General features: G+C 73.5%; 15 protein-coding genes. 7 read left to right on the forward strand and 8 right to left on the reverse strand.

Annotated elements, in window-relative coordinates; genetic code table 11:
* Positions 1–12 precede the first annotated feature (12 nt).
* Entirely contained in the window at positions 13–1,314 is a 1,302-nt protein-coding gene (locus tag ACLQ25_RS16855; protein WP_425731815.1) for an NAD(P)/FAD-dependent oxidoreductase, read from the forward strand.
* Here the strand turns inward: ACLQ25_RS16855 and ACLQ25_RS16860 are convergent.
* From ACLQ25_RS16860 to ACLQ25_RS16870, 3 genes are all read right to left on the reverse strand, one after another.
* On the reverse strand, positions 1,285–2,358 hold the full coding sequence (locus ACLQ25_RS16860; protein ID WP_425731816.1) for an AI-2E family transporter: 1,074 nt from the start codon (positions 2,356–2,358) through the stop codon (positions 1,285–1,287). The two genes, ACLQ25_RS16855 and ACLQ25_RS16860, sit on opposite strands and share 30 nt — an antisense overlap.
* A gap of 62 nt (positions 2,359–2,420) precedes the next feature.
* Positions 2,421–3,203 carry a spermidine synthase gene (locus tag ACLQ25_RS16865; protein WP_425731817.1) on the reverse strand — a complete coding sequence of 261 codons (783 nt, stop codon included), beginning with the start codon at positions 3,201–3,203 and terminating at the stop codon, positions 2,421–2,423.
* A gap of 82 nt (positions 3,204–3,285) precedes the next feature.
* Positions 3,286–4,260: a DUF2267 domain-containing protein gene (locus ACLQ25_RS16870; RefSeq protein WP_425731818.1), complete on the reverse strand. Its 975-nt coding sequence runs from the start codon at positions 4,258–4,260 to the stop codon at positions 3,286–3,288.
* Positions 4,261–4,460: 200 nt separating this feature from the next.
* Here ACLQ25_RS16870 and ACLQ25_RS16875 point away from each other — a divergent pair, with 200 nt between their 5' ends.
* Positions 4,461–4,775 carry a hypothetical protein gene (locus ACLQ25_RS16875; protein ID WP_355052350.1) on the forward strand — a complete coding sequence of 105 codons (315 nt, stop codon included), beginning with the start codon at positions 4,461–4,463 and terminating at the stop codon, positions 4,773–4,775.
* A gap of 81 nt (positions 4,776–4,856) precedes the next feature.
* Here the strand turns inward: ACLQ25_RS16875 and ACLQ25_RS16880 are convergent, their stop codons facing one another.
* Positions 4,857–5,186, reverse strand: a complete 330-nt coding sequence (locus ACLQ25_RS16880) for an STAS domain-containing protein (RefSeq protein WP_425731819.1) — start codon at positions 5,184–5,186, stop codon at positions 4,857–4,859.
* 19 nt (positions 5,187–5,205) lie between these two features.
* A complete protein-coding gene (locus ACLQ25_RS16885; RefSeq protein WP_425731820.1) occupies positions 5,206–5,649 on the reverse strand; it encodes an STAS domain-containing protein in 444 nt (147 codons plus the stop codon).
* A 179-nt stretch (positions 5,650–5,828) separates the two neighbouring features.
* Between ACLQ25_RS16885 and ACLQ25_RS16890 the strand changes: the two genes are divergently transcribed.
* From ACLQ25_RS16890 to ACLQ25_RS16910, 5 genes are all read left to right on the forward strand, one after another.
* Entirely contained in the window at positions 5,829–7,595 is a 1,767-nt protein-coding gene (locus ACLQ25_RS16890) for a SpoIIE family protein phosphatase (RefSeq protein ID WP_425731821.1), read from the forward strand.
* On the forward strand, positions 7,592–8,638 hold the full coding sequence (locus ACLQ25_RS16895) for a cobalamin B12-binding domain-containing protein (RefSeq protein WP_425731822.1): 1,047 nt from the start codon (positions 7,592–7,594) through the stop codon (positions 8,636–8,638). The genes ACLQ25_RS16890 and ACLQ25_RS16895 overlap by 4 nt, the downstream gene beginning before the upstream one ends.
* 110 nt (positions 8,639–8,748) lie before the next feature.
* Positions 8,749–9,096 carry an STAS domain-containing protein gene (locus tag ACLQ25_RS16900; RefSeq protein ID WP_425731823.1) on the forward strand — a complete coding sequence of 116 codons (348 nt, stop codon included), beginning with the start codon at positions 8,749–8,751 and terminating at the stop codon, positions 9,094–9,096.
* Between the two features lie 70 nt (positions 9,097–9,166).
* Positions 9,167–9,610, forward strand: coding sequence for a response regulator (locus tag ACLQ25_RS16905; protein WP_425731824.1), 444 nt, complete (start codon positions 9,167–9,169; stop codon positions 9,608–9,610).
* Positions 9,611–9,720: 110 nt separating this feature from the next.
* A complete protein-coding gene (locus ACLQ25_RS16910) occupies positions 9,721–10,254 on the forward strand; it encodes an ATPase (RefSeq protein WP_425731825.1) in 534 nt (177 codons plus the stop codon).
* Positions 10,255–10,261: 7 nt separating this feature from the next.
* On the opposite strand, the gene ACLQ25_RS16915 is transcribed toward ACLQ25_RS16910, so the two are convergent.
* The 3 genes from ACLQ25_RS16915 to ACLQ25_RS16925 form a co-directional block, all read right to left on the reverse strand.
* The gene (locus ACLQ25_RS16915) at positions 10,262–11,113 is read right to left on the reverse strand and encodes a hypothetical protein (protein ID WP_425731826.1); all 852 of its coding nucleotides are present in this window, start codon (positions 11,111–11,113) and stop codon (positions 10,262–10,264) included.
* A 252-nt stretch (positions 11,114–11,365) separates the two neighbouring features.
* A complete protein-coding gene (locus ACLQ25_RS16920) occupies positions 11,366–11,791 on the reverse strand; it encodes an OsmC family protein (RefSeq protein WP_396799475.1) in 426 nt (141 codons plus the stop codon).
* A 61-nt stretch (positions 11,792–11,852) separates the two neighbouring features.
* The gene (locus tag ACLQ25_RS16925; RefSeq protein WP_425731827.1) at positions 11,853–12,803 is read right to left on the reverse strand and encodes a serine/threonine-protein kinase; all 951 of its coding nucleotides are present in this window, start codon (positions 12,801–12,803) and stop codon (positions 11,853–11,855) included.
* Between the last annotated feature and the right edge of the window lie 58 nt (positions 12,804–12,861).

Below are 12,861 nucleotides of genomic sequence, written 5' to 3' on the forward strand. Positions count from 1 at the left end.
AAACGGCCGGCAATGACGAAACCTCGTGTGGTGATCGTGGGGGCCGGGTTCGCCGGTTACCACGCGGCGAAGACGTTGAGCCGGATCGCCCGGGACCGGGCCGAGATCGTGGTGCTGAACTCCACCGACTACTTCCTGTACCTGCCGCTGCTGCCCGAGGTGGCCGCCGGGGTGGTCGAGCCGTCGCGCATCGCCGTGCCGCTGACCGGGACCCTCAAGGGCGTCCGGGTGGTGATCGGCGAGGCGGACCACGTCGACCTGCAGAACCGCTGGGTCGGCTTCACCCAGCCCGAGGGGGAGAAGAACCGCCTGGCGTACGACCGGCTGGTCCTCGCCGTGGGCAGCGTCAACAAGCTGCTGCCGATCCCGGGCGTCACCGAGTACGCGCACGGCTTCCGTGGCCTGCCCGAAGCCGTCTACCTGCACGACCACATCGTCCGCCAGGTGGAGTTGGCCGAGCAGGCCGAGGACCCGGCCGAGCAGCAGGCCCGTTCCACCTTCGTGGTGGTCGGCGCGGGGTACACCGGCACCGAGGTCGCGGCGCACGGCCAACTGTTCACTGACGCCCTGCACGCGCAGCGACCCCGGCTGACCGTCCGGCCCCGCTGGATGCTGCTCGACGTCGCTCCCCGCGTGCTGCCGGAGCTGGACAAGCGAATGTCGGACACCTCGCACAAGGTGCTCAACAAGCGCGGTGTGGACGTGCGGATGGGCACCTCGGTGGCCGAGGCGACCTGCGACGGGGTCAAGCTCACCGACGGCGAGTACGTCCCCACCTGCACGCTGGTGTGGTGCGTGGGCGTACGCCCCGACCCGTTCGTCAACGAGCTGGGCCTGCGCACCGAGCGGGGCCGGCTGGTCACCGACGAGTACCTCAACGTCCCCGGCTATCCGGAGGTCTTCGCCTGTGGTGACGCGGCCGCCGTGCCCGACCTGGTCAACCCGGGGCAGATCTGCGGCATGACGGCGCAGCACGCGGAGCGGCAGGGCAAGCGGGTGGCGCACAACATCGCCGCGTCGTACGGCTTCGGCCAGCGCCGGCCGTACAAGCACCACGACCTGGGCTGGGTCGTCGACCTGGGCGGCAAGGACGCCGCCGCGAACCCGCTGCACGTCAACCTGGCCGGACTGCCCGCCAAGGCGGTCACCCGGGCGTACCACCTGATGGCGATGCCGGGCAACCGCACCCGCGTGGGGGCCGACTGGGTGCTCGACGCCGCGCTCACCCGCTCGGCGGTGCAGTTGGGGCTGGTCCCGGCGAACGCGGTGCCGCTGGAGAGCACCTCACCCGAGGTCGCGGCGCACGGTCGCTGAGCGGGGCGGGTCCGCCCGTCGCGGGCCGTACTCGCGCAGCAGGATCTGGACGATGCCGGCGGCGGGTATGGCCAGCAGCGCGCCGAGCAACCCGGCCAACTCCGCCGCGAGCAGCAGGCTCAGCAGCACGGTCAGCGGGTTGAGCCGTACCGCGCGGGCGAGGATGAGCGGCTGGAGCAGGTGGTTCTCGACCTGCTGGTAGACGACGAAGAAGACGAGCACGACGACGCCGGCGGTGGGGGAGTGCAGGAACCCCGCCCCGGCGGCGAGCACCGCGCCGATCGTCGCGCCCACCAGCGGTATGAGGTCGGCCACCGCGACGAGCAGCGCGATCACCCCGGCGAACGGCACACCGGTGAGGCTCAACACCAGAAAGGTCAACGCGCCACAGATCACGCTGATCACCAGGTTCCCGGTGAGGTAGCCGGTGACCGTCCGCGACACCTCCCGGCCCACGCGACGCAACCGCTCGCCCGGACCGTCCCCGGCCACCGCGAGCACGCCGCGGGTGATCCGCGGCGATTCCAACACCATGAGGTACGCCAGCACGACGACCGTGACCAGCCCCGCGACCCCCTCCGCCACGCCACGCAGCACCCCGACGGCGGGTTGCCGCAGCCGGGCCCCGACGTTCCGCAGCTCGTCCGCGTGCGCGCTGGCGTAGCGCCGTACCCCGGTGCGTTCCAGGAACCCACCCAGCGGACCGCGCCCGGCGCGCGCGTCGCGCAGCAGCTCGGGCCCTCGCTCGGCGAACCGGCCCACCTCGTCCAGCAGCGGCACCAGGATCACCGTGGCGAGGACCGCCAGCACGACGAACGCGGCGAGGAAGACGAGCAGCGTGGCCAGCGCCCGGCGGCGGACGAACCGGCGTTGCAGACGGTCCACGGCCGGTTTGAGCGCGACCGCGAAGAAGGCGGCCACCACCGCCCAGACGAGCACCCGACGGGTCGCGTACACGAAGGCGAGCGCGAGCGCGGTGGCCAGCACCAGCGCGATCACGACCAGGGTCCGGCGGGCGGTGGCCCGATCGTCGGCGTTGCTCACCCGCCGGGCCTTCCCCGCCCAGACCGCAGGAAACCCGGCATTGCGGGACGGTTGGCGCTCCCTCAGACGTCGGTGTCGAGAAGTGGGTGCGCGCCGGCCACGAAGGTGTCGAGAGCGGCGGCGTGCAGCAGCCCACCCACGATCGGGTCGCGCAGCGCGGCCACGGCGAGCCGACCGACCGGCAGCCCGCCGGGGCGGTGCGTCGCGGCGAGCACCAGGTTGCCGTAGCGCCGACCACGCAGCATCCGGCGGTCGCCGAACACGCAGACGTCCCCGAAGACCGCCCGCAGTGTCGCCACCTGCACCCTCGTGCCGACCAGCGGTGGCAGGTCCGTCACATTGACCAGGTAGAGCCCGCCGGGCCGCAGAACACGGGCCACCTCGGCGGCGAACTCCACGGTGCGGACGTGCCCGGGCATCCGGGCGGCCCGGTAGATGTCGGCGATCACCAGGTCGTACGCGTTCCCCTCGGCGGAGGTGACCGCCTCCCGCGCGTCGCCGACCTCCACCCGCACCTCCGGTGGAGGCGGCGGCAGCTCCCGCGCCACCAGGTCGACAACCGCCCGGTCCCGTTCCACGACCCGCTGCCGGGAACCCGGCCGGGTGGCGGCCAGCCAGCGGGGCAGCGTCAACGCGCCGCCGCCGAGGTGCAACACGCTCAGGGGTACGCCCGCCGGCGCCGCCAGCTCCACGGCCGACGCGATCCGGCGGACGTACTCGAAGTGCAGGTGCCGGGGATCCTCGACGTCCACGTACGACTGCTCGACGCCGGCGGAGAGCAGCGTCCGTCCGGTCCTGCGGACCGGATCGGCGACCAACTCCAGACGGTCGGCGGCACGGTTCATGACGGCACGCTAACCGAGCTGCCGACGGGCCGGCGGCGCGGGAGCACCCGCGTCCGCCGGCCCGCGTACGCCGTGCCGGCGGTCAGCCGCCGGCCATCCCGGCGCCGACCTCGTCGATCGCGTCGTCGATCGTGTGGGCCAGGTCCACGTCCAGCGCGCTCACCCCGTCCGCCTGGCTGGTGCGGACGGTCAGCACGGCCGCCGTATCGCCGGGACGCCCGATGCTCGGGCCACGGCCGGTCTCCTGGCGCAGCCGGTCGAGCCGGGCGAGCACCCGGTCGAGGTTGTCCTGCGGCAGCGCGATCACCCGGTACAGGCCGGCGGTGTCGCCAGCCCAGTACGGCAGGTCGTCCAGCGCCGCCTGGACCTGCTCCTCGTCCAGGGTGGGCGTGGTGGTGGACGCCCCCACGATGCCGCCGCCGGCCGCTGGCGGGTTCAGCAGCTCCCGCAGGCCGTCGGGGAAGTGCAGGGACTCGATCAGGTCGCCGTCCTGCTCGGCGAGCGCGGCGATCGTCGCCTCCGCCTGGTAGCGGGCCTGCTCCGGCGTACGCCCGCTGATCCGGCCCACCTCGGCCAGGAAGCCGGCCAGATCCCGGTGCCGCTCGATGCCGTCCACGGGCACCACGTCGTGCAGCGAGTTCGGCACGGCGGCGAGCAGTCGTTGCCGTTCCGCCGTGTCGAGCGCGAAGGCCAGCACCAGCACGGTCGCCTCAGCGCCCACCTTCGCCGTCGAGAAGTCGACCCCGGACCGGCGTCCGACATCCTCGACCAGATCCTTGTAGCCCACGCTCGTCACACCGGCCGCGCCACCGGGAGGCGGCTGCGGTCGCGGATTGTCCGGGGTACCCCTCGATGGCGGCGCCGGTCCACCACGCGTGGTGTCCGCCTTGTGCCGTCCGGCGGGCGGCGGGCCGGCCCGTCTGCTCTGGTCCAGGCTGGTGAGCTGCTTGGAGGCACTCAGGCTGGAGCCGTACTCGCTGGGCTGGCCGCCCTGTTCGCGGGCCTGCCGGGCCAGCGCCCGGCGGCGCTGGTTGTCGCCCTCCATCTGCTTGCGCATGGTGACGCCCCTTCCGCTGGGGATCGATCCTGCGACGGTCGCGTTCCCGCCGCCCCGGGAGCCGAAACGGACGCTGCCGGCCGAGTAGGGCTGAGCGTCGGCCGGGCTTCATCCGCCCGGGGTGAGGGGCGCTCACCCGTGCGGCCCGCAGGATCGGGGCAGGAGGCAGTTCTTCCGAGGTACGCGGAAGGAAGGTCGTCATGAAACGGATCGTCGAGATCGTTCCCGCTCGACCCGGCTGGTACGCCCGCTGGCAGCTCACGCCCGACGCCACCCGGTGCTACCCGGTGAGCCTGTGGGCGCTGCTGGAGGAGGCCGACGGCACCGGCCGGGAAGTGGTCGGAATGGACTGCATCGGCCAGTGGCCGGGTGCGGACGACAATGAGGCGGGTGGGGAGTTTGTCCGCTACCTGTACCAGACGCCCGACTCGGGGGAACCCGACGACATCGAACCTCCATCGACCGTCGAACTGCGCGACGGCGGCCCCCGACTCCAGCCGATGACCGCGCCCTAGGCATTTCTCCGGCCCCCGGCCCCAGGTCCCAGGGTCGGGGGCCACCCCCCTCGCGCGCGGGGTGGTCGCTCGGTGCGCCCGTCAGCCGGTGGCGCGCAGGCCGTCGTCGCCCTGCACGCTCAGCAGCTCGGTGAGGCCGGTGCGGTCCAGCAACTGCTGGATCTGCGGGCTGACCCCGGTGAGCTGGATCGCCCCGACGCTCCGACGCGCGATCAGCAGGGCGCTGAGCCCGGACGAGTCACAGAGGCCGACGCCGCTCAGGTCGATCGTCACCTGCTGCTCGCCGTGCACGCCGGCCGCGGCGGCCACCAGCTCGGGCGCGGTGTCGTAGTCGAGCTCGCCGGTCAGCCGGAGCCGGACGTGACCGGCGTCGGGCCGGCTCACCTCGATGGTCAACAGCTGGTGGGGCATTCCACCATGTTCCCAGTCCTCACGCGGAACGCAAACCCCGGGGCCGCGCGTCGCCGGATGACGCCGTGGCGGCGGACGCCTCGGCGTCGGGGCCGCCCTCCGGACGAGCGGAGGGCAGCGGCCGACCGATGAGCGTCGCCACCCCGGTGATGTCCAGGATGGTCGCCAGGAAGCGGGGGACCGAGCGCAGCCGGAGCCCGGCGCCCACGGCCTGGCCCTCCCGCCAGGCGTGCACGATCACGGCGAGACCGGTGCTGTCGATGAAGGTCAGATCGGCGAAGTCCAGCACGATCGCGCGTGGCCCGTCGGAGAGGATCCGGTCGACCTCGGCGTGCAGAGGGGCCGAGGTTGCGTACGCGAGCTCGCCGCCGACCCGGATCAGGGGCAGGTCGGGCTCGGACCTGTCGACCGACATGATCAGTGGCGTCGCGTCGGGTCCACGCCCTTCCAACAGCACGATCACGCCCTTTCGCCGGCCGGTATCTCTGGCCGGCGCGAGGGGATCGTAACAACCGTCGACCGGGTCCGCTCGCTACGCGAACCCGGGCCCGACCTGCTGTCGGATGCCGGTCACGGCGCACCGGCGTAGGGTGGGTGGCCAGGCGCACGTTCGGGTGGACGACAAGGAGTGAGGCTCAGCTGGTGACTGCTTCCGACGTCAGGGACTGGGACCCGGGCGACGGACGGATCTCCACGCCGAGTACCACACGGGCCCCGGCGTGGTCCGCCGACTCGCCGTCCTGGCCCGCGCCCGCGCTGCCGCCGTTGGCCCCCGACCGTGACCAGGCCACTCCGGACTGGTCCGAGGTCGTCGAACACTTCCGCGAGGGCCTGGTGGTCTGTGACGCGGACGGTGTCGTCCGGCACGTGAGCCCGGTGGCCGAGCGGCTGTTGCCCGAGGTGGTGCCCGGTGAATCGCTGGCCGCGTCCGGCGTGCCGGGGTTGGGCGAGGGCGTGCCCGGGAACTTCACCCACCACGACCGTCGGCTTACCGCCCGCCAGATGCCGCTGTCCGCCGGCCGTTGCTGCTGGTACGTCGAGGACGTCACCGAGAGCGTCAGCCGTGCCGACGCGTTGCTCGCCGAGCGGGCCCGGTCGGCCTTCCTGGCCGTGGTGGGCGACAAGTTGGGCAACCCGCTGCACCCCGACCGGGCCGCCGCGGCGGTCGTCCGGCTCGCCGTGCCGACCCTGGCCGAGGTGGCCGTGCTGGTGCTCGCGCCCCGCGCTGGGCGGGCCCGCTGGTGGCGTGCCAGCCGGGTCGACGACGAGGCCCCGATGGTCGACAGTGGCGTCCTGACCGGCGTCACGCTCCCTCCGGCCATCGCCGACGGGCTGACCGGTGTCGAGCCGCACACGGTCGACTGGCTGGTGGAGCAGGCGGTCGACGCCGGCTGGCTGCCCGGCCTCGCGGGCGTCGACAGCACCGCCCGGGTCGTACCGCTGCCCGGCCGCGACACCCCCGTCGGGGTGCTGCTGGTCGCCCGGCGCTCCCACCGGTGGTACGACGAGGACGACGTCGAGTTGATCCGGGCGTTCGCGGCCCGGGCCGGCGCGGCGTTGACCACCGCCCAGCTCTACCGCGACCAGGCGGAGGTCGCCGACACCCTGCAGGCCAGCCTGCTGCCGGTCGAGCCGACCGAGACCGCGGGCGTGCAGTGGGGCACCGCGTACCGTCCGGCGCAGGCGGGACTGCGCATCGGCGGCGACTTCTACGGCTCGCACCGGCTCGTCGACGGCGGTTCCGTCTTCTTCCTCGGCGACGTCTCCGGCAAGGGCGTCGAGGCGGCCGTGTTCACCGGGCAGCTCCGCCAGTGCCTCCAGGCGCTGCACCGGGTGGAGTCCCACCCGGGCCGGCTGCTGCGGCTGCTCAACGACGCCCTGCTCGAGACGACCCAGGCCAACGGCCAGGGCCGCTTCGCCACCATCGTGCTGGGCGTGGCCCGTCCGCAGCGCGACGGAGGGGTGACCCTCACGATGGCCGGGGGCGGGCACCTGCCACCGCTGGTGCTGCGCAACTCGGGCGAGGTCGAAGCGGTGCCGCTGCGCGGAATGCTGATCGGGGTGGTGCCCGACCCGCGCGTCGGCGAGGTGACCGTACGCCTGGCGCCGGGCGAGACCTGCCTGCTCTACAGCGACGGCGTCACCGAGGCCCGTGGAGGTCGTCGCGGCGACGAGCAGTTCGGCGCGGAGCGCCTGGTGACGGCCGTGACGGATTGCCAGCGCATGCCGGCGCCGGCCCTGGCCGAGCGCGTCGAGCAGGTCACCTGTGACTGGCTGGGCAACGGCGACCACGACGACATCGCCGTCCTGGCGCTGCGCGCGGTCAGCCCCGGCGGTCGCGGCGCGCGGCACCTGCACGCCGTTCCCACGCCGACGACCGCCGACGAGCAGAGGATGAGCCCCGCGTGACCGCCCCCGCCGCGACGACGGAACCGACCGACGCCTACCCCGACTATCTGGCCTGCCTCGCCGACGCCGACGAGTACGCCGCGATCGACGTGGCGATCGGCCTGCTGGAGGCGGGCGTGCCGGCGGAGCGGGTGCTGCTCGACCTGGTCGCGCCGGCGCAGGCCGAGGTCGGTGAGCGGTGGGCCCGCAACGAGTGGAGCGTGGCGCAGGAGCACGCGGCCACCCACATCAGCGAGCGGGTGGTGGCCGCCGTGGCGGCGTACGCCAAACCGCGTGCGACCGGCGGTCATGTCGTGGTGGCCTGCATGGACGGCGAGTGGCACGCCCTGCCGCCCCGGCTGGTGGCCGAGGTGCTGCGGCTGCGCGGTTGGCAGGTGACCTTCCTGGGCGCCAGCGTGCCGGCGGCGCACCTCGTGTCGTACCTGCACCGGCACGACGCGCAGGCGGTCGCGCTGGCCTGCGCGCTGCCGATGCGGCTGCCGCACGCCCACCGGATGATCGAGGCCTGCCGGCGTTCGGACGTGCCGGTCGTGGTCGGTGGGCGGGGCTTCGGCGCGGACGGCCGGTGGGCGGCCCGGCTCGGCGCGGCCTGGGCACCGAACGCGCCGGCGGCGGCCGAGTTGATCGCCGACGAGCGGGCGCTGCGGCGGGTGCCGGCGGCGCGACTCGCGCACCTGGCCGACGACGAGTACGCGAGCCTGGTCCGCCGCCGTGGCGATCTGATCGACAGCGCGCTGACCGATCTGCGGGAGAAGGCGCCGGCGACGCGCGAGTACACGGCCACCCAGCTCGACTCGACGGTGAGCGACCTGGGCCACATCCTGGACTCGCTGGCCGCCGCGCTGTACGTCGACGACGCCTTCCTGTTCACCGAGTTCGTCGACTGGCTCGCGGAGATCCTGACGAGCCGGCGGGTGCCAGCCAGCGCCGTCGCGCTGACCCTGGAGCACGTCGCCGCCGAGCTGCGGGACTACCCCCGGGCGGCGCACGCGCTGGCCCTGGGGCGTGCCGGGCTGGCCGCCGCGTCCCGTTCCGCCGCCTGACCCGGGTCGGCCAGACGATCACCACGCGCTGCGGAGCGTCGTACCCCCCTGCGTATACTTGCCGCACTGCAAACGTCCCACCCGCCGGTGGAGCGAGCGAGGGGGAGACGGTGACGTTCAGTGTCAGCGACGCCGAGCGCGACGGTGGTGTCGCCTGCCTGCGGCTCGCCGGTGAGCTGGACCTGAGCACCGCGGACGAGCTGGCGGCCGCCATCGCCCGGCTCACCGCCGCCGGTGAGCGCCGGGTCCTGCTCGACCTGACCGACCTGACCTTCTGCGACTCCACCGGGATGGCCGTGTTCGTCCGGGGCGACAACCAGGCCACCGCCGATGGGGGCTGGCTGAGGATCACCGGCGCCGCCGGTCGGGTCGAGCGCGTGTTGCGGATCACCGGCCTGGCCGACGTGCTCCGCTACGTTCCCGACACGGCCGACCCGGCGTCCCAGAGCGCCCTCTGATGGGCTAGATTTCCCCGCCAGCATGGTGACCGTCCGGTTTCCATTCTCCGCCGACCCGAGGCAGGTAGTGATGGGCGACAGCCCGCAGCCGGTACGCATCCTGGTGGTCGACGACGATCCCGGCGACGTGCTGATGATCGAGGAGGCGTTGGCCGACTCCGACGTCGAGAAGATCATCGACGTGGTGAGCGACGGCGAGGAGGCGATGGAGTTCCTCCGCGCCGAGGGTCGCCACTCCGAGGCCCGTCGGCCGGACGTCATCCTGCTCGACCTCAACATGCCGCGCATGGACGGGCGTCAGGTGCTCGGGGCGGTCAAGCAGGACGAGGATCTGCGGACCATTCCGATCGTGGTGCTGACCACCTCGAACGCGGACACCGACATCGTCGGCAGCTACACGTTGCAGGCCAACGCGTACGTCACGAAGCCGATCGACCTGGACGACTTCAACGACGTGGTGCGCCGCATCGACGAGTTCTTCGGCCGCGTGGTCGTGCTGCCCAAGCGCTCCTGATCCGTCCGTCCCGCGCATGCTGAACAATTTTCCCGAACCGCCTCGGTAGGTGTCGTCGCGCCCGAGGATCCAGGTGGGGAAGTAACAGCGGCTGCCTGGGGGGCGACAGTATGAGGTTCTCCGTCGTGAAGACCGGCTACGACCAGCGACAGGTGGATTCCTGCCTGGATGAGCTGGGGATCAGATTGTCCCGGCTCGCGGCGCGGGCGGAGGGCGCGGCCGGGGCGACCCGGGAGTGGGACGAGGTCCGCCAGGAGGCGACCTGGCTCAGCGGGCTGCTCCAGCGACTGGACCTGGGCGACGCCGCCGCCACCCGCCGGGCCGGCGACGCGGTGCGTCAGGAGGCGGACGAGATCCTGGCACAGGCCCGCCGCGCGCTGGACGAGGCCCGCGAGGAGGCCCGTCGGGTCCGGGAGCAGGCGTACGCGGATGCCGTGCAGGCCCGGCGTGACTTCGAGGAGGCGCTGCACGCGCGCCGTCGTCGCGAGGCCCTGGTGGACGAGATCCTCATCGGCGTGACGGTCGAGCCGGTGCCGGCCGACACGCCCACGGCGGCGGCCGGCACGGGCGTACCCGCGACCCGGGTGGCGGCCGGCGGGCGCGACAGCGGAGCGCAGCCGCCCACGGGGCGTACGGCCCGCTGAGACAGCCTCAGGCGAGCAGCGCCGCCGCCACGGTGGTGGCACGGTCCTCGTGCGGGGCGTACGCGTCGGGGTACGCCGAGACCTGCACGGCCTGGGCGGCGGCCGCGAGGCTCATGTCCTCCCAGCCGGGGATCTCGGCGAGGGCGGTGTAGAAGGCCCGGGCGGCGTACGACGGGCGCATCAGCTCGGCGACCGTGCCCCACCCGCTGCTGGGCCGCTGCTGGAACAGGCCGACCGAGTCGTGGTCGGAGCCGCTGCCCTGGTGCGGGTACTCGGTCGACTCCGGCAGCACGTCGCTGGCCAGGTTGTAGAGGTTGCTCTCCTGCATCGCGGTGGCGAGCGCCACGACCAGGGCGCGACGCGGCATCTTCAGCTCCACGCCGACGTCCACGATGATCTTCGCGTTGTCCATCTGCTGCTGGTCGAGCCCGGCGACCGGGCGCGGCCGGCGGGGCTTGACCGGCTTCTTGGGCGCCTGGCGGGTGACGGTGGGTCGGGGCGTGGGTGAGGCCGTGGGGGTGGGGGTGACCCGGGCCGGGGCGACGTCGCGGTCCAGCGACCGGGAGGCGCGCTCGTCGGCGATGGCGGCACGGTCGGCCAGCGCGTCGGCGATCGGCCGGACGGGCTGCGGGGCTTCCTGCCCGTCGCGGGTGGCGGCGAACGCGCCCAGGCCGAGGCAGCAGGTGACGCCGGTGACCAGGGCGACCCGGACCGGGGTGGAGCCGAGCAGGGCGCGGCGCGGCGGCGGTTCGGGAGCCCGGTGACGGCCGATCGTCCGTTCGGTTGATGCGGCGTCCCTCGTGTGGGTGGTCGAGGGCGCGTCGGTCAGCTTCTGGGCGGTGGGGTCGTCGGGATGCACCCGCCGAGGCTAGATAGTCGGTCGCCCGCTGCCATCGGCCCCAACAGTGGCATGCGCCACAATTTGCCCGAATCCACGGTGTGTGATCGGTCGAAGTCCGCCTATACCGGCACAACCTCGCCGATCAGGCGAGCCGGGTATTCCCGATTCGCCGGGTCATACCGGTCACCGGGACGTGTTCGTACATCGATCCGACCCGCACTCCGGCCATCGTCCGATCAGACGATAGCCGTATCCACCGAAAGGGGGGCCTCAGTGCCGACCGTTCTCCGCCGGGCTGACCGTCAGCCGGTGCCGCGTGTTGTCGCTGCTGGAGAAGGGCCAGAGCCGATCGGCGTACTCGACCAGGTCGGCCAACTGCGCCCGGCTCAGACCGGCCGACGAGATCGAGGCGTGCACGTCGGCCCGGTACCGGCCGTCGTCGTCGCGCCCCAGCTTCGCCTCGGCGCGCACCTGGACCGTGTGCGCCTCGTCGGTGATCTCCCCGGCCGCCTCCACGGCGGCGTGGTGCAGGCAGGAGGCGAAGGCCGCCGCCAACAACTGCTCCGGTCTCAGGCCGGTGCAGTGCGCCGCCAGCGGCGACGCGAGCGGCGTGGAGAGCCCGCCGTCATCGGTTCGGACGTGGCCACCCTCGGCGGTGGCGGTGGCCTCATGCAGCCAGGAACTCGGACTCGGCATCGCGTTCCTCCCGTCGCTCACCCGCCCGGCTACCCGGCCGGGGGCGGGCGAAACGCTCAGGTCAGCTCCCGTCGACGACCGACAGCGCCTCGGTGGGCTGCGCCGCCGCCCGCTCGGTCCATGGCGACGGCGACGGCGATGGCGACGGCGACGGCGACGGTGGCCGCTGCGTGGGGATCGCCATCGGCACGTACACCCGGGCGTCCACGACCTCGGCCAGGAGCAACGCCGCGACCAGGCTGGTCGGACGCTCGGCGGGATCGTCGTCCAGGCAGGAGCGGCACAACTCGGACACCTCGGGCGGGAGCCCGTCGATCTCCGGCAGCGGCTCGGGTGGCCCGGACCGGCGCGCGGCCAGCAGCTCGGCCGGGGTCTGGGCCCGGTACGGGAGATCACCGGTGAGGCAGTAGTAGAGCAGCACGCCGAGGGCGTACATGTCGGCGGCCGGGGTGGCGGGGGCGCCGTCGAGCTGTTCGGGCGCCAGGTACGCGGGGGTGCCGAGCACCATGCCGTCGGGCATCGGGTCCGGCGCGTCCGTCGGGGTGGCGATACCGAAGTCGAGGACCTTCACCCCCGCCGGGGTGAGCATGACGTTCGCCGGCTTGACGTCGCGGTGCACGATGCCGCTCGCGTGCGCGGCGGACAGCGCGGCGGCCACCTCCGCGCAGACCCGCACCGAGATGCGCCAGTCCAGCGGGCCCGCCCGGAGGTGCGCGGCCAGCGTCTCGCCCTCGGCCAGCTCCATGACGATGTAGGGGACCCGGCGGCCCGGGAGCGTCGAGGAGGTGCCGAAGTCGTGCACGCTCGCGACGTTCGGATGCACCAGCCGGGCCGCCGAGCGGGCCTCCGTGCGGATCCGGTCCACCGCGTCGTGGCGGCCGTCCGGGCCGGGCGCGATCAGCTTCACGGCGACCGGCCGATCCAGCACCCGATCGTGGGCCCGCCACACCTCGGACATCCCGCCGACGCCGATGCGCTGTTCGAGCTGGTACCGCCCGTCCAGCGTCCGCATCGACAACTCCTCGTCCTCGTCCCGCCCGGCGGCGGGGCCTGGAGTTCGCGGTACCCGG

Source organism: Micromonospora sp. DT44, assembly GCF_049841635.1.
GTDB lineage: Bacteria > Actinomycetota > Actinomycetes > Mycobacteriales > Micromonosporaceae > Micromonospora.